Genomic DNA, 20,664 nt, shown 5'->3' with positions numbered 1-20,664 from the left:
GATTGAGGTATGAATAGGTTTTTCGATAAAATTCTTATATATTGTTTATCAGTAATTGCCATGTTAAATATAATGCATGGCAATTATTTGGTTTTAACAATATGTCTTTCGGTAGCTCTTAGTGGCGCTGAACTTTATCTTTTAAACGACGGGGATTATAAAGAATTTTTTAAATATGATAGTAGTCTTGAATACATCGGGGTAGTTCTTGATATTATTGTTATTTTAGCTTGTTTAAGCGATAAAAGATTAATTGTGGTAATTCCTGTGATTTTATATGATATAGCATTTAGTAGGAATATAGTTGGATTATTATTATCAGTAATTGTATATGTTTCTTTAGCATATCAGATTTCTTCTGATGGTAATATTTCAGATTTGAATATAGTATACATTGGTATATTAATGCTTGTTTCATTTTATCTTGCAGCAAATACAAAGAAGATTAACAGTCTTAAAAGAAAGTGTATTGAACTTAGGGATGATACTCATATTAAACAGGAACAGCTGGCAAAGCAGAATGCAAAATTAGTTGTTGCCAGGGATGAGCAAATACACTCGGCTCAGCTTGCAGAGCGTAATAGAATTGCTAGAGAGATTCATGATAACGTAGGTCATATGTTATCAAGAGCCATTCTTCAAATGGGTGCACTTCTTTCAATCTATAAGGAAGAACCACTTCATGAACAACTTGAAGGTGTTCGTGAAACATTAGATGGAGCCATGAATAATATTAGAAGTTCTGTGCATGATCTTCATGATGAGTCAATTGATGTAAGGGCTCAGATTGAAACCATGGCTAAGCCACTTAACGATAAGTTTAAGGTGGACTTAGATCTTGATATTGATGAAAACATGAATAGACAGATTAAGTATATAATTATTGGAGTTTGTAAGGAAGCTATATCCAACATTATGAAGTATAGTGTTAATTCTAATGTTGATATTAAACTTATATGGCATCCTTCCATGTATCAGTTAATAATTCATGATTATTATCAGATGGCGGATGATGGTGAAAGCAGTAAGGGAATACGTAAAAATTCTAGTGGAGATAATGCATTGTCATCATATATTAGTAATAGTTCTGGTATGGGACTTGAAGGTATAAGAAACAGAGTGGAATCTGTGGATGGTTTAGTTAGAATTACGGATGATGATGGTTTCAAGGTATTTGTTACAATTCCGATTAAGTAAATGAATATGAAAATAAATATTTTATTAGTTATTAATAATTTGAAATAAATAATTATTGTGTGAGGGTATATATGAAAATCATAATTGTTGATGATGATAAGTTAGTTGCAACATCTCTTAAGATGATTGTTGAAAGTGATAAGGATATAGAAGTACTTGCAATTGGCAATTCTGGTGAGGAGGCTATTAAGCTTTTTGATGAATATAAACCAGATGTTCTTCTTATGGACATTAGAATGGATGGTTTATCGGGCCTTGATGCTGGCGAGGAAATCCTTAATAAAAATAAGGATGCTAAGATTTTATATCTTACAACATTTAATGATGAAGAGTATATTGATAAGGCTTTATCCATTGGAGCTAAGGGTTATATCATAAAGCAGGATTTTGAAGGTATTGTGCCTTCTCTAAAAACTGTTTTTGAAGGTAACATGGTATTTGGTAAAGAAGTAACTGAAAAGATTGTTGCCATGAGTAAGGTTAAGGCAGATACTGATGTTGAAAGAGATGTTAAATCTAGTGGAGAGGCATTTGCTGAGCTTACTTCTTTAGAACTTGAAATAGTAAAATGTGTTGCAAGGGGGGAGAATAATAAGGAGATTGCAACAAGTCTTTGCTTATCAGAAGGTACTGTTAGAAACTATCTTAGTAATATTTTAGCAAAGCTTGATATTAGAGATAGGACTAATCTTGCAATTTTTTATCTGAATAATAAATAGTAAATGGAGATGTATATTGCATCTCCATTTTTATGTGGTTTGTAACCCTAAAATTGATTTATAAATTAAATAATAGTATAATTAACTTTTGTATAGGTATTGTTATATTTGCTTGAGGAGGTTTTTATTATGGGTAATTATAAGGCATATTCAATCAAGGAGGCCATTGAAAAGGGGTATGTAGATTCAATGGACGATGCTGTTAGAGAAGTTTATTTTATAAACAAGGCATGGATTGATGAGTATTTTTCTTTTAATAGTAAGGATGAACTTTATTATAGCAGGGATCACATAGAAGGCATTATTGCTAAAGGTGGTCAGGTTTTTTTAGTTATAGATAAAGATGATGAAATTGTTGTTTCAACAGGAGCGGTTGTTCCTGATGAGTATTTTAGATGGGATATTAAGATGCTTGCGACTAAAGTAGGTTATAAGAGAATGGGCGCAGGTGAAATTGTTCTTGAAAAGATTATTAGATACGCTAGAAGAAATGGAGCAAATTACATTGAATTTGCTCTAAATAGAAAGTGCGTTGATGCAATTGAATTTTGCAGAAGAAATGGCTTTAGGGTTGTACCCCTTGATAATAGAAATAAGTCAAATAAGAGAATTAATTTAAATCTTGAGTTGGCTTTATTTGAAACATGTCCTTGTTGCGGTCTTGATATCGTTAGGGAGGAATACGATATTTGTAAGATCTGTGGTTGGGAGAATGACCATGTTCAGAATAAGGATGAAAATTATGCAGGTGGTGCTAACAAGCTAAGTCTTAAAGAGTATAGAAAAGATTTCTTAAAGAAGTATCGTTCTGATCCAACATATGTATGGACAGGGGATAAGGAAGACTAGAATTTGATTTGAGTGATGTTATAAAATTTAAACAAAGCAAAGGAGACACAATGAAAAAAGGAATTAGTTTAAAAAAGTTGGAAAGCTTTGAGAAGGATTTTGATAGTAATATCGCTAATAAAATTGCAATGAATGCAGTGACTAATAATGGTATTAATCAGGCTGCACTTAACAGGGATGTTTATAATAATAATCAAAATGCATTCTCTATTGAAGTTAAGGCAGGAGATGTTTGTAATCAGAAGCAGTCAGGAAGATGCTGGATGTTCGCTGCGCTTAACACATTTAGATTACAGGTTATGGATAAGTTAAATATTGAGAATATGGAGCTTAGCCAGAACTATCCATTATTTTATGATAAGTTAGAAAAGAGTAATCTTTTCCTTGAAAACATGATTGAAACTATTGATATGCCTGTTACTAGCAGGGAGGTTGCATTTTTACTTATGGCACCTCTTGGTGACGGTGGTCAGTGGGATATGTTTAGAAGTTTAGTTGCTAAGTACGGAGTTGTTCCTAAGGATGTTATGCCTGAAACAGAAGTATCAAGTATGACAAGGGAGATGGATAAGTACTTAACTACAAAGCTTCGTGAGTTTGCTTGTGAATTTAGAAAGATGAAGGCAGAAGGCAAGACTGTTAAGGATTTAAGAGATGCTAAGGAAGAAATGTTAAATACAATCTATAGAATGCTTTGCATTAGCCTTGGTAAGCCACCGGTTAAATTTACCTGGGAGACTAAGGATAAGGATGGAAAGTTTATTAAGGTTAAGGATATTACTCCACAGGATTTTTATAAGGAGTATGTTGGAATGCCACTTAATGACTTGGTAACAGTTATTAATGCACCAACTAAGGATAAGCCTTTCTATGAAACATATACTGTAAAGTATCTAGGTTCTGTTGCAGATGGGGATTATCCTGTTAAGTATTTAAATCTTCCAATTGATGAGTTAAAGAAGATTGCAATTAAGGAACTTAAAGATAATAAGGTTATCTGGTTTGGTTCAGATGTTGGCCAATTTTCTGAAAGAAAGAAGGGCTTCTTAACAATGGATGCTCTTTGTATTGAAGAACTATTTTCAACTAAGTTTGGTATGACAAAGGAAGAAAGACTTGATTTTGGTGAAAGTTTAATGACTCATGCCATGGTTATAACTGGTGTTGATCTTGATGAAAAAGGTAAACCTATTAAGTGGAAAGTTGAAAACTCCTGGGGAAAGGATGTTGGATTTGATGGCTACTACGTCATGGATGATGAGTGGTTTAGTGAGTATGTTTATCAGATACTTCTTGATAAGAAGTATTTAAATAAAAAGCAGGCAGAAGCTTTTAAGAAGGAACCTATTGTTTTAGAACCATGGGATCCTATGGGAAGTCTTGCTTAAGTTTTTATTTGTTAAGTATGGTAAGAAGGTGTATTGTTATTGTTTTAAGAATAACATATGTTAGGAGGGACGATATGTTTAGTCATAATTTATAATTGGATTTTTGACTAAATGTTAATAATATGAATTATAAAAAGTATTTAAAGAAAGCATTTGCTGTAGTTATGGGTATCAGTATGATATTTAGCAGTAATTGCATTTATGCGGATGAGTGGGCTGGTGAATCTGAAACTGAAAGTGAAAAATACGCGGATGAATATAAGCCGATTGATTTTAAAATTACGGATTTATCAATTGTAGCAAGTGAGAGTTCTGCCACACTTAAGTGGAATATTGACGCTGAAAAAGAGGAGTACATAACTACTCATAGTGTTGATGTTGAAATATATAGATCTGTTGGTGATACATCAAATTACAGTAGGCTCACGTCCCTTAATAGTAATTGTGTAAAAGCCATGAGCTATGTGGATAGTTCACTTCTTGCGGGTAATAATTATTATTACAAATTGAGAATTAGTGGATACTTTGATGAGGTTGGAGGAAGAGTTTATCATGAACTTGATGGAGCATTTGTTGAATATGCTTATAATCCAGTTAAACTAACAAATCCAAATACAGAGTTATCCTTAAGTGTTAATACTGTAGATGATCATAGAATCAGGCTTTCATGGTATCAGATTTATGCGAATGGAGCTTTGGTTTCATCATATCAGGTATACAGAAGTGAATCCTATAATGGAAAGTATAAGTTGATTTCGACGGTTCAGAACATAAGTGGTAAGACTGAGTATGAATACATTGACGCAAATACAGTTTTTGGAAAGACTTACTATTATAAGATTAGAGCTGTATTAAATGGTGGAAGTTCATATTCAAATTACAGTAATATTGTTACAGGTTACGCTACAATTGACGTTGCAACGATTTTGTCAGCTAAGTCATTAAAGGCAAGAACTATTACAATCACTTGGAAAAAGGTTGAGAATGCTAGCGGTTACTATGTTTATTATAAACAGGGTAGTAAGGGCACATACGCACTAGCTACTAAGACAGCAAATAACGGAATATGTAGTTACTGCTTTAATAATCTTACTAATGGTAAAAAGTATTTCTTTAAGGTTTCAGCATACATGATTAAGAATGGTGTTGAGTACAGAAGTGAATCCGTTAAGGGTAAGTATTGCGATTACTATGGCTATAAGAATGAATCGACAGCCAGCAAATACCGTCGTATCTTTAAAAAGAAAAAGTATGTTTATTATAAGTCTGAACTTATTGCAAAGAGACATATGAAAAACATTACAATTAAGGTGTGGGATAAAACACCTTCTAGATGGTATAAAAGAAAGTTTGGATTAACAGTTAATAAGGCCATTGCTCCAACTGTTAAGGTGATTTTTAGAACTTTATATAAGCTTGATGAAAAAAGCAGAAGACCAATTCATGATGTTGGCGGATTTAGCTGGAGAGGCAAGGGCTCAACATCTGAACATAATCAGGGACTTGCAATTGACATTAATGCTAATGAAAACTATATGATTACTAATGGTAAAGTACAGGCAGGTTCGTTCTGGAAACCTAAGAAAAACTTATATTCCATCCCTATGAAGGGCAAGTTTGTCAATGTTTTAAAGAGATATGGATTTGACAGATGTATATGGAATTTTTCAGCAACTGAATATACCAGAGATTATATGCATTTCTCATATAATGGTGGAAGATAAAACATGCAAAGATGCATCTTGTAAAAGATGCATCTTTTTTTGTGGTATAGTGTCAATTTTTTGTGAACTTTGTATTTGAATTAACAAAAGAATAGTAGTATACTAATTTACATTGGGGATATAGTTTTTGTGTACGTAGGGAAAAGCACTATACTATTAAAAAAGGGTTGACAAATCCTCCCAAATTTTGACAGAAGAAAGGAAGTGAGCGGATGAATAATCTAAACGAAAAACTCATGGAAGAACTTGAGTGTAAAGAAGTCTTTTCATTTGATTTTTTCGGTTATACGGCTCATATTTCTGAGGCGGTAGTAGTAACATGGATTATCATGGCCGTTCTGATATTGATTGCATTTATATTAGGCAGAGGCTTAAAGGTGCATAATATCAGTAAGAGACAGGCTGTTGCTGAACTTATTGTAACTAAGCTTACAGGTCTTGTTGAAGGCATGGTTGGTCATAAGGGTAAAGCTTATGTTCCATATCTTACTACAGTTTTACTTTACCTTGGGTTATCTAACACCATAGGTATATTTGGGTTCAAATCACCAACTAAGGATTTGACTGTTACCATTGCACTTGCGCTTATGAGTATTTTACTTGTTGAAGCAGCAGGGATTTATCATTTAGGTGTTAAAAAGTGGCTCCATAAATTTACAGAGCCTATCATAATCGTAACACCTATTAATATTTTAGAGTTGGTAACTAGACCACTTTCGCTTTGCATGCGATTGTTTGGTAATGTTCTTGGTGCATTTGTTATTATGGAACTTTTAAAATGTGTAGTTCCTATCATTGTACCAGCAGTATTTTGTGTTTATTTTGACATTTTTGATGGATTGTTACAGGCATATGTATTTGTATTCTTAACATCCCTTTATATTAGCGAGGAAATAGAGTAACACAGTACTGACATGAAAAATTTGATTAACAAAGGAGATTAAAAAAATGGGTCTTATCGCAATTGGTGCGGGTATCGCAGTTTTAGGAGCATTAGGTGGAGGTATTAGTATCGGTATTGCTACAGGTAAAGCATCAGAAGCAGTAGCTAGACAGCCAGAGGCAGAAGGCAAAATTCGTAACATGCTTATCTTAGGTTGTGCGCTTGCAGAAGCAACAGCTATTTACTGTTTCGTTATTGCTCTTATGATTATTGTAATGCTTCCAGGACAGATGAAATAGATTAAAGCCAAAAATATTGTAGAAAGGAACTATTGTAATGTTAAATGTTACGCCAGAAAATTTAATTATTATAGTTATAAACCTACTTATTTTAACAGTGGCATTAAAAGTACTTTTGTTTAAACCTGTCCTTGAAATTATAGCCAAGAGACAGGAAGAAGTCGATAAAGAGCTTAACGAGGCAAAGCAAGTTAAGAAGGAAGCAGAAGATATTAAGGCTAAATACGATGCTTCTATGAGTGAACTTGAAATGGAACGTAGAAAAACTCTTAAAAAGGCAAAGAAGACAGCAGATGCCGAGTATAATAAGATTATAGAAAGAGCTAACAAAGATGCTCATGAAATTAGAAAAAGAGCCAGAGCAACAGGTGAAAGCCAGAAAGAACAGATCCTTAAGGATACAGAGAAAGAAATTGCTCAGATGGCTTTAGTTGCAGCTTCAAAGGCTGTAGGAAAGCAGAAGGGTAGTGAAGTGGATAAGGCACTTTACGATGAATTTTTGAAAAAAGCAGGTGAATAAAAGTGACAGAGGCAACAATAGCTTATGCGAAGGATTTGTATAATTCAGGAATACCTAAAGATGCTTTATTACAGACTAGAGATATTTTAGAAGCTGTACCGCAGATTAAGGTGGAACTTTGTGATCCTACGGTTTTAGTAACTAAGAAGCAAATGGTTATTGACCGTATATTCCCAAAGGAAATCCGCGCATTTTTAAAAATATTATGTGATAGTAATGACTTTAATTTAATTGATGACATTATAAAAGAATATAGGGATACATTTTTAGCAAATAGCGATGCAATAAACAGAGCTGAGCTTATTTATGTAACAGAACCTACAGAGGAGCAATATGATGGTATTGCTGCCTTTATTAAAAAAGAATGTGGAAATAACGATATCGAGATTGACATGACTAAAGATCCGTCAATCAAGAGTGGTTTTATCATTAAAGTTGGAACTAAGGAATATGACTGGAGTGAACAGGGCCGTATTGAACAGCTTAAGGATAAAATTATTGGCGATATGTCAAAGCTTGAGAACGCTTCATTTAGCCAGGAAAGCATTATTTCAATTCTTAGAACTAGCGTAAGTGAATTTGAACTTGAGGCTAAGGATAAGGAAATTGGTATTGTTAACTGGGTTGGTGATGGTATCGTTAACGTTGATGGTATTGATCATGCTTGCTATGGTGAAATTGTAATATTTGACTGTGGTGTTAAGGGTATGGTACAGGATGTTCGTCGTGATGAAATCGGTGTTATCCTTTTCGGTGGTGACACAGAGATTTTTGAAGGAAGCCGTGTTGTTAGAACAGGTCGTATGGCTGGTATTCCAATTGGCGAAAAATTCCTTGGAAGAATTGTTGATGCACTTGGTGCTCCAATTGATGGAAAGGGTGATATTGAGTCTGAAGGTTATAGACCAGTTGAAATGCCTGCTCCAAGTATCGTTGACAGATTATCAGTTTCAGAACCTATGGAAACAGGTATCTTAGCAATTGATTCCATGTTCCCAATTGGTAGAGGACAAAGAGAACTTATTATCGGTGATAGACAGACTGGTAAAACTTCAATTGCACTTGAGACTATCTTAAACCAGAAGGATAAGGATGTAGTCTGTGTATATGTTGCAATTGGTCAGAAGGCATCATCGGTAGCTAAGATTGTTAATACACTTAAAGCAGCAGATGCACTTAAGTATACAGTTATTGTATCTGCTACAGCAGCCGACGCTGCACCACTTCAGTATATTGCACCTTATTCAGGTACAGCAATTGCTGAGTACTTTATGCATAGAGGACAGGATGTTTTAATCGTATATGATGACCTTTCAAAACATGCTGTAGCATATAGGGCGATTTCACTTCTTCTTGAAAGATCTCCAGGACGTGAAGCTTATCCTGGTGATGTATTCTATTTACATTCAAGATTGTTAGAAAGATCAGCTCGTTTAACACCGGAAGCAGGTGGTGGTTCAATTACTGCTCTTCCAATCATTGAAACACAGGCAGGTGATGTATCTGCATACATCCCTACTAACGTAATTTCAATTACTGATGGTCAGATTTATCTTGAAAGCCAGTTATTCTTCTCAGGTCAGAGACCTGCCGTTAACGTTGGTCTTTCAGTATCCCGTGTAGGTGGTGCTGCACAGACTAAGGCTATGAAGAAGGCTTCAGGTAGCATCAGAGTAGACCTTGCACAGTATAGAGAAATGGAAGTATTTACACAGTTCTCTTCAGACCTTGATGAAACAACTTTAAATCAGTTAAATCATGGTCGTGCAATTATGGAATTATTAAAACAGCCTTTAGGAACAGCTTTCAGTATGCCAGAGCAGGTAGTAACTTTAGTTGCTATTAATAATCATATTTTTACTGATGTTCCTATTGATTATGTTCTTAAATTCCGTATGGAACTTGTAAATCATTTTAGAAATGATTATACAGACATTCTTAATACAATTGATGTTCAAAAGAGCATTGATGATGAAACAGTTTCTCAGATTCTTTCAGTGTGTGAAAGCTTTAAGAAAGAAGCTTTAGAGCGTAAGCGTATTAAGGATGAGGAGAATAAAAAACTCGAAGAAGAAAGAGCATTAGCAGAAGCTAAGAAGCGTGAAGAAATCATTAAGGAAAAAAAGGCTAAGGCTGCAGCAGAGGATGAAGCTATTAGAGCTGAAATTGCAGCAGAGGATGCTAAGCTTAATGAAGAAGTTAATAAAGAAATAAGCGCTGAAGATGCTAAGGAAGCTTCTGAGAGTACGAAAGATGACGCGGAGGCGAAGTAAAATATGGCTAACGCTAGGGAAATTCAAGGTAGAATTCACAGTATTCAGGATACCATGAAGATTACTAAGGCTATGTACATGATGTCTTCAATTAAGCTTAGAAAGGCTAAGCAGAATTTGGAGAACACAGAGCCTTATTTTGAAAGTTTGCAGGAGCAACTTTCTGATATCATGCTTCATTATCCAGATATTGAACATTTATATTTTGATAACAGACCTAAGGATAGAGCAGAAACATATAAAAAAACTGCATATGTTGTAATTACTGGTGATAGAGGTCTTGCAGGTGCTTATAATCATAACATCTTAAAAGAAAGCGTTAAGATTATTGAAGCTGATGATGGACCACACAGATTACTTGTTGTAGGCGAATTAGGAAGACATTTCTTTAGAAGCCAGGGTTATGAACTTGAAGAGGGCTTTGAATATTCTGCTAATAATCCTTCAATCCATAGAGCAAGAGTTATTGCAGAGTGGATAGTTGAACTATATAAGGAAGAGGAAGTAGACAGAGTTGTTCTAATTTTTACTCAGATGATTAATTCTGTTAGTTCAGGAATCAGGGTGGAGCATTTGCTGCCACTTAAGACTAGTAAGTTCGTTACTCAGGAGTATATAGAACAGGCTAAGGCTGATCAGATTAATTCTGACTGGTACACTATTTATCCATCTCCTAAGAGAGCACTTGAAAAACTTGTTTATAACTATGTTACAGGTTTTATGTATGGGGCACTTGTTGAAGGTTCAGCTAGTGAAGAGAATGCCAGAATGATGGCTATGAAATCAGCAACAGATAATGCTGAGGCTATGTTATCAGAATTATCCATTGAATATAACAGAGTAAGACAGGCCGCTATTACACAGGAGATTACTGAGGTAATAGGCGGAGCTAAAGCTTTAAGAAATAAAAAGAAGAAGCAAGCGAGGTAGTCACTTATGAAAAATAAGGGAAAGATTATACAGGTTTCAGGACCTGTTGTAGACGTAGAGTTCCCAGACAGTAAACTTCCTGCTATTAAAGATGCTCTTAATGTATATGTTAATGGCAAAAAGAGAGTTATGGAAGTATCGCAGCATATAGGTCATAGCATCGTAAGATGTATTATGCTTGATGCTAGTGAGGGACTTCATAAGGATATGGAAGTTATTGCCACAGGAAGTGGTATTACCGTTCCAGTTGGTACTGAGACACTTGGTAGATTATTTAATGTACTTGGTGAAACTCTAGATGATAAAGAATCACTTGATGAAGCAGAACATTGGTGTATTCACAGAGACCCACCTTCATTTGAAGAACAGAGTCCTGTAGTTGAAATGCTTGAGACTGGTATCAAGGTTATTGACCTTTTAGCTCCATATGCTAAGGGTGGTAAGATTGGTCTTTTCGGTGGTGCCGGCGTAGGTAAGACAGTTCTTATTCAGGAACTTATACATAATATAGCAACAGAAGGTGGCGGTTATTCTATCTTTACTGGTGTAGGTGAGCGTTCCCGTGAGGGTAATGACCTTTGGAAGGAAATGCAGGAATCAGGCGTACTTGATAAGACTGCATTAGTATTTGGTCAGATGAATGAGCCACCTGGATCACGTATGAGAGTAGCTGAAACAGGCCTTACAATGGCTGAGTATTTTAGAGATGTTCAGAAGCAGGACGTGTTATTATTTATTGATAACATCTTCCGTTTTGTACAGGCAGGTTCAGAAGTATCAGCTCTTCTTGGACGTATGCCATCAGCCGTAGGTTATCAGCCTACATTAGCAAATGACCTTGGCCAGTTACAGGAAAGAATCGCATCAACAAAGAAGGGTTCTGTTACATCAGTTCAGGCTGTATATGTACCAGCCGATGACTTAACTGACCCAGCTCCTGCTACAACATTCTCACATCTTGATGCTACAACAGTTCTTTCAAGAAAGATTGTTGAACAGGGTATTTATCCAGCTGTAGATCCACTTGAATCAACTTCAAGAATCTTAGAGGCTGATGTTGTTGGTGAAGAACATTATAAGGTTGCAAGAGCAGTTCAGGAGACCTTACAAAAGTATAAAGAACTTCAGGATATCATTGCAATTCTTGGTATGGAAGAATTATCAGATGCAGATAAGCAGTTAGTTTATCGTGCTAGAAAGATTCAGAGATTCTTATCACAGCCATTTAGTGTAGCTGAAAACTTCACTGGTATTAAAGGTGTTTATGTACCTGTTGAAGATACAATTAAAGGATTTAAGGCTATCCTTAATGGTGAGATGGATGAATATCCAGAAGCTGCATTCTTTAATGTTGGTAAGATTGAAGATGTTGTAGCTAAGGCAGCAACTATTAAATAAATTATAAATCGTTGGTTTACATAACTAATGATTGAAAGAGGATATGTATGAAGACATTTTCTTTAAAAATAGTATCCTGTAATAAACTCTTTTATGAGGGTGAGTGCGAAATTATCACATTCCCTATGGATGATGGTGATAGATCCGTACTTGCCAATCATGAGGGTTTTATAGGGGTTATCGATATAGGCGAAGTTAGATTTAGAGTGCCTGGTGAAAAAGATTATAGAAGAGTTGTAACATCGGATGGTGTTATCAGAGTTCGAAAAAAGATGGTTGATTTAGTTGTTTATTCGGCTGAAAGACCAGAAGACATTGATAGATTCCGTGCTCAGGCTGCCCTTGAACGTGCTCGTGAACAGTTACAGCAGAAGCAGAGTATTAGAGAGTATCATGTTTCAAGAGCTTCTCTTTCTAGAGCTATGGCAAGACTTAAGGCTTCTAACTATGTTGGTGGTAGTTTTAAATAATCATGTTTTAGGTAGAAAAATGAGATATAGAAGAAAATCTATTATAATTATGGGGGTGATCTTTTTTATAGGATTACTCCTGTTATTGTGTAAAGATAAGAAAGTAAATAAATATCAGAGTGTATTAGATGCTCAAGGATATTCAAAATGTAAGATAACAAAACTAGGAAGTTATAAAAAAATAAAAAAATCTAAAGTAAAGATTTCTAAAGAAGATATAGAAGAGTATAAGCTGTTAGAATTAGAAAAATTTGGTAAATTTGAAAATAGTAATGAATTAATTGTTCGTAATGGGTGTTACGTTGATGCTGATATAAAGCAAATTGTTGAAGGAAAAGTAATTGATGAAGATAAAGGTTATGTAATTAAAATTGGATTAGGAAAATTTGACGAAAATATAGAAAAAAAATTAATTGGTCATAAGGTAAACGAAGAGTTGAATTATGTAATAGGAGATATAAAGTATTGTATAATTATTAATAGAATAAAAAAGTATATTTTACCTGATATAGATGACGAGTTTATAAAGAAAAATTATAGGAATGAAGGGTTGGAAAGTGTTAAAGAATTTGATAAATGGATATATGATAATTGTTATGAAAACGAAAAAAATGAATTAAAAAATAGAAATGAAAATATGATTATAGATGAAATAATGAATAATTCACAATTTGAAATTTCAGATGATGTGGTTGCAAAAAATGCATTAGATATATATCATAAATATTTAGAAGTTGCATATGCATATGGGTATGATAGTATTGAAGATTACTGTGTTTATGAATTAAATGAAGAAAAAGAGACGTTTTATGAGGAGTGTTGTGATGAAGCAAAGAATGAAATAAAAGAATGCTTAATAATTTGTGAAATAGCTGATAAGCAAGGTATAAAGGTTTCGGAAGATGAAATTAATAAATATGCTAAAAAAAATAAAATAAATTTTAAGGAGGATGACACAAAAAATCAAATTGTTTATATGATAATTAGAGAAAAAGTAATGAATTATTTAATAAATGATTAAGTGTCTGTATATTTTATGATAAAAAGAATAATAATAGTATGTATGATATTGGCAGTTGTTTGTTGTAATTTTGATTATAGTGATGCATATGGGATTGAAAAAGATGATTCATTAACAATTTTTAAAAATTTGATTGAGGAAGAAAAAAAGGAGGAAATACCTTGCGTATCAAAACGATATAAAAAGTCAATAGAGAGTTGGAATAAAATCAGTGATAAATTATATAAAGATAATGTGTTAAAAAAAATATATGCTGGTGCTTATATTGATGATAATGACGAACTAGTTGTTATGTTGACAAAAAAAGTGGATGATGTACTCGCTGTTAACGTGTTAGAAGATGTAAAAAAAATAAAATATGTTGAATATACATATAAAGAACTAGATGATGTTAAAAAAATAATTATAAATAAAATGGATAAATATAACTATATTAACTCAGTAGGTATAGATGAAAAGAATAATGTTGTTGAGGTTGGATTTATTAGTTTATCAAACAAATATTTTGATGAATTTAAGAAAAATGTTATAGATAGTGATTGCGTTAAGATTAGTAAAGAAAGTAAAATTACAGGTGAAAAAAAGAAATTAAGAAGTGGGGAAATGATACATTATAGAGATAAAGATAGCCAGCCTGCTTGTGGAAGTATAGGTTTTAGAGCTAGAAGTCGTTCTGTTTTTGGAACGATAAATGGTTTTGTTACTGCTGGACATGTGGGATATAAGGTGGGATTGAAAATATATGCCGATGAGAGACAAGAAAAGCAAATAGGTAAAGTACATATTACGCAACAATCGGGAAAAATTGATGCAGCTTTTGTAGAGTTAACAAATTCTAATTATGATTTAGCTAGACAGGTGAAGTATAAAAATGAAAAAGGAGATACGGTTGGAGTTAAATTAAACTGTGTACCGAACAATCCAATAGAGGGACAGATAGTATATAAATCTGGTGCTAAAACATATTTGACAAGTGGAAAAGTAAAGAAAAAAAGTACCACTATAAAAATAGATGATATAAAATATAATGATGTAGCAGTGGCCAAGTATAAGAGTGCTCCAGGTGATAGTGGGGGAGTAATTTATGAGCCTTTTTTTGCAATGAAAGAACCGTATTGTCCGGTGGGAATTCATGCTGCAAGTGGGGGAGTTTTTATTAAAATACAGAATATATTGGATAAATTTAAGTTGGAATTATACTAATATTCGGAAGGAAGAACATATGGGTAAAAAAAATGTATTTTTAATACTTTTAGTTTTGGGAGTGGTGAGTAGTTGTTGCGGATGTAGAAAAAAAAAAGAAGAGAATATAAATGAAGAAATAACAAATAAAGAAACGAACGAATTAAGAGATGGTTTTGATTATTGGAAATCGAGAAATATTTGCTCATATAAACAAATTAATAAGATTGTTGTAAAAGTTAATGAATCGATTGATACTTCATGGATTAGTATCCCAGATGTGGATATAATTGATGAGGATAAAATAAAGTATTTTTATGAAAAAGTTGGTGAGATGAAAATAGGAGAAAAAAAAGGTGATGATATTGAGTTGGAAGAGTGTGAGAAAGTTAAAGAACGTGATATATATATATATGATGAATATGGTAATTACAATGTTATACATTATAATCCGTTAACAAAAGATATGGTAGCTTTTGTTGATAGTGTAGATGAAGATGAAAATTATGTTCGTTTTAAAAGTGGATATGATGAGTTTGATAATTGGCTTATAACTAATCTGAAAATTGATATAAACAAGGATTATTTAGAGACATATAACAGAGAAAAAACGATTAATTCTTGTATTGCGATGGTTCAGAATTTTAATAATGAGAAGTGGTATGGAGGCTATTCGCAAGAAATTGTTGATGATAAGTTGTACTTAATCATATATATGAAAGATGAAAAAGAAAAATACAAAGCAAATATTGAAAAGATAATAGATAAGGATTTAATAATATACAAAAAAAGTAAATACTCTGTTGAAGAATTGAAAGCTATATCGGATAAAATTAATAATATTCTTATGGAGAATGAAGATGTTAATAATGTATCAGTAGATGGTTGTAAAATTGTAATTGAAGTAAACGATACAATTACAGCAAATAAAAAAGAAGAGTTGAAAGATGCATTAAAAGAATATAGTGATATTATAGATATAGTGTATGCTGAAAAACATGTATTGGAATAAATAAAAAAGGTGATTTGATAATTCAAATCACCTTTTTATATTATTCAGAAAACTCTATAGATCTGAAGCACAATGTGGACACTTTGTAGCGTCTATATGAATTTCACTCTTACAATAAGGACAAACCTTTGTTGTAGCAGCAGGAGCTTCTTCTGGAGCTTTTCTGAAATCTGAAACTTTGTTAAATGCCTTGATAATTGTGAAAAGTACAAATGCAATTACAAGGAAGTTAATGATTTCCATAATGAATGCACCGTAATAAAGTTGTGCTTTACCAAGTTTGAAAGATAATCCGTTAAGACCGCCTACTGAGAAACAACCAATTATAGGGTTGATGATGTTATTAACAAGTGAGTCAACAACTGACTTGAACGCACCACCGATAACAACACCGATAGCCATGTCCATAACATTCCCCTTAAGAGCAAATTCTTTGAATTCTTCAAGAAACTTATTCATTGCCCAATCCTCCTATTAAGTTTTTTGCGTATGTGAAATATACGAAACCGATTTCTCATAACTTATTTTATTATATATAAATTTTTATAAATTATCAAGAGAGAAAAATCAAGGCAAAATAAAAAGTGTAATTGGAAAATGGTTGCTTAATTTTTAATAAAATGACGAACAAAATTATTGCGTTTTTATGACGAATATTAAGATAACATTAAGAAATTTCCTGTAGAATTAAGGTTTGAGATGTGATATAATCTTTAGAAAGTATGCACATATGATAGGAGACTATTATGCTTAATAGAGATAAGGTCATTTTAATGACAAAATTAGCAACGTATGAACAGAAAGAGGGAAGGAAGGAAATTCCATTAAGTAAATATTTTAAAAGTGATTATATAGGACTACATTTGATTGGATCTTTTTTTGCAATCACAATAGCGTATGCTTTAGTTGTGGCATTAGTGATTGCTTATAAGTCGGATGAACTTATGAAGAATCTTACTTCTCTTAATTTCTTTAAGATGGGTAAGGACATTCTAATCGGATATGTAGTTTTTTTGGTGTTAAATATGCTTATTGCGTATTTGGCATATTTAGTTAAATTTGTGAAGATTAGAAAGCATTTAAAAGAATATAATGGTAGATTGAAACAGCTAAGAAGAATGTACGAAAAAGAAAAATACGGTGATGATGACGGAGGTGAAGACAATGCTAATGAACATTTTGGTGCTTAAGGAAAAATGCAAAAAGATATATAATGACTATGATGTTTATCTTTCAGCACTAGGAAAGTTCCTTATTATATTTTTCTCGATGAATTTGCTAGGTGAGAAGATAGGTTATATGGCTCTTTTTAGAGCTAAACCAATTATGCTTATAGTTGCTTTACTTGCTTCATTTTTACCATTTAGTTTGATGACAATTATATTATCTATTGTTATTGTAGCTCATGTTTATGCCCTATCTATGGAGATGGCGTTAGTAATCATGGTTATGATGATAGTAATGTTCATCTTATATTATCGATTCTCAGGGAATGATAGTATTCTTTTGGTATTAACATCTATCTTTTTCTTTATAAAGATTCCATATTTCATACCAATAGCTGTTGGACTTTGTTTGTCTCCAATTTCAGCTGTTTCGGTAGCATGCGGTACTATCATTTATTATTTACTTAGTTATATTAGCAAGAATGCTGCACTTATTAACAATATGTCTGCAGATTCAGTTACAGATAAGTTTAAAATGATTATTGGTTCATTGCTTGGTAATAACGAGATGTACTTAACTGTTATAGCATTTACACTTGTAATTATTATTGTATATACAGTTAAGCGTATGTCAGTTAATTATTCATGGGCAATTGCAATTCTCGGTGGTGGTATTGCAAACCTTGCTGTATTCCTTGTTGGTAACACAGTTGTTGAAAATGCAGTTAAGACACCTGTTGTTTCAATTGTTGTAGGAACAATGGTTTCAATTGTTTTAGCATATATATTTGAATTCCTTGTATTCTCAGTTGATTATACAAGAACAGAACATACTCAGTTTGAGGATGATGAATATTATTATTATGTTAAGGCTGTACCTAAGATTACAGTTACAACACCTGAAGTAAGTGTTAAACATATTAATACTAGAAAGACAAAGAGAAGAAGTGTTGTTTTACCTGGTAAGTCAGATGCTGATGAAATAAAGAAAGCATATGAAAAAGTAGAAGATGAAAATGAAGACATCATAGATGATATTAAGGCTGCAAAAGACATAAAGAAAGATGTTGAAAGTAAAGTACCTTCAAGAAGAAGTACTATAGATACTAGTAGACAGGGTAGTAGTGCAAGAGCGTCTGTTACAAGTACAAGTAGACCAACTGCTGGAAGAACCAGTGTTAGTAAATCAAGTACAAGTAGACCAAGTGCAAGCAGACCAACAACTACAAGACCAAGTAGCACAACTACATCAAGACCAAGTAGTGTAAGTAGACCAACTAGTTCAACTACTACTTCGAGACCATCAAGTGCTAGCAGACCTGGAGCATCAAGACCATCAACAACAGGTATTAACAGACCTAGTACAAGACCAACAGGTTTAAATAAGGACGAAAATAAAGATAAGTAATTTTATAAATTAATAAGTTTGGAATATATAGGAAAGGAGGCCAAATATGGGATATGTTTTTGAACATTTTAGACATTTTGTACTAAAGTATTTTGAAATTCCTAAATTGTATAATACTGACATTGTGGAAATTATTATACTTGCAATTATAGTATATGAAATAACCATGTGGATTCAAAAGACAAGAGCATGGTCCCTTCTTAAAGGTATTATATTTTTACTTTTATTTATAATTATAGCCTCCATATTCCAGTTGAGTACTATATTATGGATAGCGAATAAAACATTAAGTGTTGGTATTATTGCTATTTTAATTGTGTTCCAGCCTGAACTTCGTAAGGCATTAGAGCAATTAGGAAAAAGACGATTGTTTACTGGTATATTTAAACCAGATGATACTACAAACATTATAAATTCAGATGTTTATGATGAAATAATTAAAGCTACTTTTGAAATGGCAAAGAATAAAACTGGTGCATTAATTGTTATTGAAAAGAATATTGCACTTGATGAGTATGTAAATACAGGAATTACTCTTGATGCTAAGATAAGTAGTCAGTTATTAATTAATATTTTTGAACATAATACACCTCTACATGATGGAGCTGTTATTATAAAGAATGATAGAATAATAGCTGCAACATGTTATTTACCACTTTCAGATAATATGCTTATTAGCAAGGAACTTGGTACAAGACATAGAGCAGCGTTAGGCATTAGTGAAGTCACTGATAGCTATACAATAATTGTATCAGAAGAAACAGGACGAGTTAGTCTTGCTAAGGGTGGTAATCTTGTAGCTTGTAAGACTGGTGAAAATCTTAAGACAGAACTTATGCCTAAGGTTAGAAAGAAGAATAAGAAGAATAATAAAAAGTTTAAAATTTGGAAAGGACACAGGAAGTAGAATGAAGAAATTCTTAAGAGTTGTAAAAGGTATTCTTACCGAGAATATCCTGTTTAAGTTAGGCTCTCTTGTGTTTGCATTTCTAGTTTGGCTTGCAGTAGTTAATGTTAATGATCCAGAAATAACAAAAACTATTAACGCAATACCAATAGAAGTGACTGATCCGGAAGCTTTAACTAGACAGAATTTAGAATATAATCTCATAGGAGAGAATGTTGCACAGATTACTATTACAGGTAAAAGATCAAAGGTATCAAATTTATCAAGTAGTGATTTTATAGCTAAGGCACCTTTGTCACAGATGTCAAAGGTATATTCTGTTCCAGTATATGTAGAATTTAAAAATGCTGCATATCAGAACTATGTAATTATTAATCAGAAAACCAAAACTATTCAGGTTTCAGTAGAAAGTGTTGTTACTAAGGAATTTGATGTTACAATCAATACAGAGGGACAACCATTTACTGGATATGAGATTGGTCAGGAGATTATAGGTAGAGATAAAATAGATATAACTGGTCGAGCATCAGTGCTTAATCTTATAAACAAGGTTTGTGTTGATGTTGATGTTAGTGATGCAACAAGAGACATTGTTGGTAAGTATGATATTAAATTATACCAGGCTGATGGCGAGGAAATAGACCCTTCAAAAGTTAGCATGTCATCACAAAGGACTAAGGTTAAAATTGAGATTCTCATGACTAAGAGTATTTTGATTAATTATAATATTGAGGGTGAGCCTGATAAGGATTGTACAGTGACAGATGTTGAAAACTCAGCCACTGAACTTAAGGTAATAGGTAAACCGGATGATGTTTCAAAATGTGAGAATATTACACTTCCTAAGGGAACGTTTGATATTTCAGGAAAAATTAGAACAACGACTATAACGGTTGATCTTGAAAAATATCTTCCAGATGGTGTGAAGATTTATGATTCTGAGAATAGAAAGTTTCAGGTTGTAATTACCATAGAGAAAATGGTAACGAAGATGTATGAACTTAATAAAGAAAATGTTAAGTGGACAAATGTTCCTGAAGGATATCAGGCAGCATTATTATCATCAAAGATAATCATTAACGTTAAGGCTTTGCCAGATAATCATAATATGTTTGATGTTAATAGAATTAATTTCTATGTTGATTTATCAGGTTCCACAAAGGAAATTGATGAGTATCAGGTAAGTTTTTCTCTTCCGGATGGATATGAAGTTATTAATGATGTAAAGGCAAAAGTTAAAATATTAAAAAAAGAAACAAATGAAGAAACACAAAGAGCTTCTGAAATTGAATCAAGTTCAGAAGCTACAGAGAGATAA

General features: G+C 32.8%; 20 protein-coding genes. 19 read left to right on the top strand and 1 reads right to left on the bottom strand.

Translation table 11 applies throughout. The features are described 5' to 3' along the window. The first annotated feature begins 9 nt into the window (after positions 1 to 9). The 15 genes from B5D16_RS10400 (at position 10) to B5D16_RS10330 (ending at position 15,865) form a co-directional block, all read left to right on the top strand. Positions 10 to 1,197: a sensor histidine kinase gene (locus B5D16_RS10400; RefSeq protein ID WP_078766923.1), complete on the top strand. Its 1,188-nt coding sequence runs from the start codon at positions 10 to 12 to the stop codon at positions 1,195 to 1,197. 71 nt (positions 1,198 to 1,268) lie between these two features. Further along, entirely contained in the window at positions 1,269 to 1,916 is a 648-nt protein-coding gene (locus tag B5D16_RS10395) for a response regulator transcription factor (protein ID WP_078766922.1), read from the top strand. 129 nt (positions 1,917 to 2,045) lie between these two features. Further along, positions 2,046 to 2,765, top strand: coding sequence for a GNAT family N-acetyltransferase (locus tag B5D16_RS10390; RefSeq protein WP_078766921.1), 720 nt, complete (start codon positions 2,046 to 2,048; stop codon positions 2,763 to 2,765). Positions 2,766 to 2,815: 50 nt separating this feature from the next. Further along, on the top strand, positions 2,816 to 4,153 hold the full coding sequence (locus B5D16_RS10385; RefSeq protein ID WP_078766920.1) for a C1 family peptidase: 1,338 nt from the start codon (positions 2,816 to 2,818) through the stop codon (positions 4,151 to 4,153). A gap of 122 nt (positions 4,154 to 4,275) precedes the next feature. Beyond that, the gene (locus B5D16_RS10380) at positions 4,276 to 5,877 is read left to right on the top strand and encodes a fibronectin type III domain-containing protein (RefSeq protein ID WP_078766919.1); all 1,602 of its coding nucleotides are present in this window, start codon (positions 4,276 to 4,278) and stop codon (positions 5,875 to 5,877) included. Positions 5,878 to 6,089: 212 nt separating this feature from the next. Next, positions 6,090 to 6,779: a F0F1 ATP synthase subunit A gene (locus B5D16_RS10375; protein WP_078766918.1), complete on the top strand. Its 690-nt coding sequence runs from the start codon at positions 6,090 to 6,092 to the stop codon at positions 6,777 to 6,779. Between the two features lie 46 nt (positions 6,780 to 6,825). Next, a complete protein-coding gene (gene atpE, locus B5D16_RS10370) occupies positions 6,826 to 7,059 on the top strand; it encodes an ATP synthase F0 subunit C (RefSeq protein ID WP_078766917.1) in 234 nt (77 codons plus the stop codon). 37 nt (positions 7,060 to 7,096) lie between these two features. Continuing rightward, positions 7,097 to 7,579 carry an ATP synthase F0 subunit B gene (locus B5D16_RS10365; protein ID WP_078766916.1) on the top strand — a complete coding sequence of 161 codons (483 nt, stop codon included), beginning with the start codon at positions 7,097 to 7,099 and terminating at the stop codon, positions 7,577 to 7,579. Positions 7,580 to 7,581: 2 nt separating this feature from the next. Continuing rightward, positions 7,582 to 9,852, top strand: a complete 2,271-nt coding sequence (atpA, locus tag B5D16_RS10360) for a F0F1 ATP synthase subunit alpha (protein WP_078766915.1) — start codon at positions 7,582 to 7,584, stop codon at positions 9,850 to 9,852. Between the two features lie 3 nt (positions 9,853 to 9,855). Then, positions 9,856 to 10,782: an ATP synthase F1 subunit gamma gene (atpG, locus tag B5D16_RS10355; RefSeq protein WP_078766914.1), complete on the top strand. Its 927-nt coding sequence runs from the start codon at positions 9,856 to 9,858 to the stop codon at positions 10,780 to 10,782. 6 nt (positions 10,783 to 10,788) lie between these two features. Beyond that, positions 10,789 to 12,180, top strand: a complete 1,392-nt coding sequence (atpD, locus tag B5D16_RS10350; protein WP_078766913.1) for a F0F1 ATP synthase subunit beta — start codon at positions 10,789 to 10,791, stop codon at positions 12,178 to 12,180. A 47-nt stretch (positions 12,181 to 12,227) separates the two neighbouring features. Then, positions 12,228 to 12,650, top strand: a complete 423-nt coding sequence (gene atpC / locus B5D16_RS10345; protein ID WP_200803984.1) for an ATP synthase F1 subunit epsilon — start codon at positions 12,228 to 12,230, stop codon at positions 12,648 to 12,650. Beyond that, a complete protein-coding gene (locus tag B5D16_RS10340; protein WP_159444368.1) occupies positions 12,628 to 13,671 on the top strand; it encodes a trigger factor in 1,044 nt (347 codons plus the stop codon). The genes atpC and B5D16_RS10340 overlap by 23 nt, the downstream gene beginning before the upstream one ends. Positions 13,672 to 13,686: 15 nt before the next feature. Continuing rightward, entirely contained in the window at positions 13,687 to 14,874 is a 1,188-nt protein-coding gene (locus B5D16_RS10335; RefSeq protein ID WP_143405107.1) for a chymotrypsin family serine protease, read from the top strand. Positions 14,875 to 14,893: 19 nt separating this feature from the next. Beyond that, the gene (locus B5D16_RS10330; RefSeq protein ID WP_078766909.1) at positions 14,894 to 15,865 is read left to right on the top strand and encodes a hypothetical protein; all 972 of its coding nucleotides are present in this window, start codon (positions 14,894 to 14,896) and stop codon (positions 15,863 to 15,865) included. A 54-nt stretch (positions 15,866 to 15,919) separates the two neighbouring features. On the opposite strand, the gene mscL is transcribed toward B5D16_RS10330, so the two are convergent. Beyond that, complete coding sequence (gene mscL, locus B5D16_RS10325) at positions 15,920 to 16,324, bottom strand: large conductance mechanosensitive channel protein MscL (RefSeq protein WP_078766908.1); 405 nt, start codon at positions 16,322 to 16,324, stop codon at positions 15,920 to 15,922. Positions 16,325 to 16,611: 287 nt separating this feature from the next. On the opposite strand from mscL, the gene B5D16_RS10320 reads away from it, so the two are divergent. Genes B5D16_RS10320 through B5D16_RS10305 form a run of 4 tightly spaced genes read left to right on the top strand, consistent with a single transcriptional unit; the run spans position 16,612 to position 20,664 of the window. Beyond that, positions 16,612 to 17,055, top strand: coding sequence for a hypothetical protein (locus B5D16_RS10320; protein ID WP_078766907.1), 444 nt, complete (start codon positions 16,612 to 16,614; stop codon positions 17,053 to 17,055). Then, positions 17,030 to 18,439: a hypothetical protein gene (locus tag B5D16_RS10315; RefSeq protein WP_078766906.1), complete on the top strand. Its 1,410-nt coding sequence runs from the start codon at positions 17,030 to 17,032 to the stop codon at positions 18,437 to 18,439. The genes B5D16_RS10320 and B5D16_RS10315 overlap by 26 nt, the downstream gene beginning before the upstream one ends. A gap of 46 nt (positions 18,440 to 18,485) precedes the next feature. Then, a complete protein-coding gene (cdaA, locus tag B5D16_RS10310; protein ID WP_078766905.1) occupies positions 18,486 to 19,346 on the top strand; it encodes a diadenylate cyclase CdaA in 861 nt (286 codons plus the stop codon). 1 nt (position 19,347) lies between these two features. Further along, positions 19,348 to 20,664 (top strand): CdaR family protein, encoded by a 1,317-nt coding sequence (locus B5D16_RS10305; protein WP_078766904.1) that lies wholly within the window; start codon positions 19,348 to 19,350, stop codon positions 20,662 to 20,664.

Source organism: Eubacterium uniforme (assembly GCF_900167115.1).
Lineage (GTDB): Bacteria > Bacillota > Clostridia > Lachnospirales > Lachnospiraceae > Eubacterium_S > Eubacterium_S uniforme.
This window is presented reverse-complemented; position numbering and strand designations above follow the sequence as displayed.

Excerpts from the sequence above, each read along its gene's own strand:
- atpD (WP_078766913.1), top strand. The coding sequence starts at position 10,789 with ATGAAAAATAAGGGAAAGATTATACAGGTTTCAGGACCTGTTGTAGAC.
- B5D16_RS10320 (WP_078766907.1), top strand. The coding sequence starts at position 16,612 with ATGCTTAATAGAGATAAGGTCATTTTAATGACAAAATTAGCAACGTAT.
- B5D16_RS10395 (WP_078766922.1), top strand. The coding sequence starts at position 1,269 with ATGAAAATCATAATTGTTGATGATGATAAGTTAGTTGCAACATCTCTT.
- atpC (WP_200803984.1), top strand. The coding sequence starts at position 12,228 with ATGAAGACATTTTCTTTAAAAATAGTATCCTGTAATAAACTCTTTTAT.
- mscL (WP_078766908.1), bottom strand. The coding sequence starts at position 16,324 with ATGAATAAGTTTCTTGAAGAATTCAAAGAATTTGCTCTTAAGGGGAAT.
- B5D16_RS10340 (WP_159444368.1), top strand. The coding sequence starts at position 12,628 with ATGTTGGTGGTAGTTTTAAATAATCATGTTTTAGGTAGAAAAATGAGA.
- cdaA (WP_078766905.1), top strand. The coding sequence starts at position 18,486 with ATGGGATATGTTTTTGAACATTTTAGACATTTTGTACTAAAGTATTTT.
- B5D16_RS10335 (WP_143405107.1), top strand. The coding sequence starts at position 13,687 with ATGATAAAAAGAATAATAATAGTATGTATGATATTGGCAGTTGTTTGT.
- atpG (WP_078766914.1), top strand. The coding sequence starts at position 9,856 with ATGGCTAACGCTAGGGAAATTCAAGGTAGAATTCACAGTATTCAGGAT.
- B5D16_RS10390 (WP_078766921.1), top strand. The coding sequence starts at position 2,046 with ATGGGTAATTATAAGGCATATTCAATCAAGGAGGCCATTGAAAAGGGG.
- B5D16_RS10375 (WP_078766918.1), top strand. The coding sequence starts at position 6,090 with ATGAATAATCTAAACGAAAAACTCATGGAAGAACTTGAGTGTAAAGAA.
- B5D16_RS10330 (WP_078766909.1), top strand. The coding sequence starts at position 14,894 with ATGGGTAAAAAAAATGTATTTTTAATACTTTTAGTTTTGGGAGTGGTG.
- B5D16_RS10400 (WP_078766923.1), top strand. The coding sequence starts at position 10 with ATGAATAGGTTTTTCGATAAAATTCTTATATATTGTTTATCAGTAATT.
- B5D16_RS10365 (WP_078766916.1), top strand. The coding sequence starts at position 7,097 with ATGTTAAATGTTACGCCAGAAAATTTAATTATTATAGTTATAAACCTA.
- atpE (WP_078766917.1), top strand. The coding sequence starts at position 6,826 with ATGGGTCTTATCGCAATTGGTGCGGGTATCGCAGTTTTAGGAGCATTA.
- B5D16_RS10385 (WP_078766920.1), top strand. The coding sequence starts at position 2,816 with ATGAAAAAAGGAATTAGTTTAAAAAAGTTGGAAAGCTTTGAGAAGGAT.
- B5D16_RS10380 (WP_078766919.1), top strand. The coding sequence starts at position 4,276 with ATGAATTATAAAAAGTATTTAAAGAAAGCATTTGCTGTAGTTATGGGT.
- B5D16_RS10305 (WP_078766904.1), top strand. The coding sequence starts at position 19,348 with ATGAAGAAATTCTTAAGAGTTGTAAAAGGTATTCTTACCGAGAATATC.
- B5D16_RS10315 (WP_078766906.1), top strand. The coding sequence starts at position 17,030 with ATGCTAATGAACATTTTGGTGCTTAAGGAAAAATGCAAAAAGATATAT.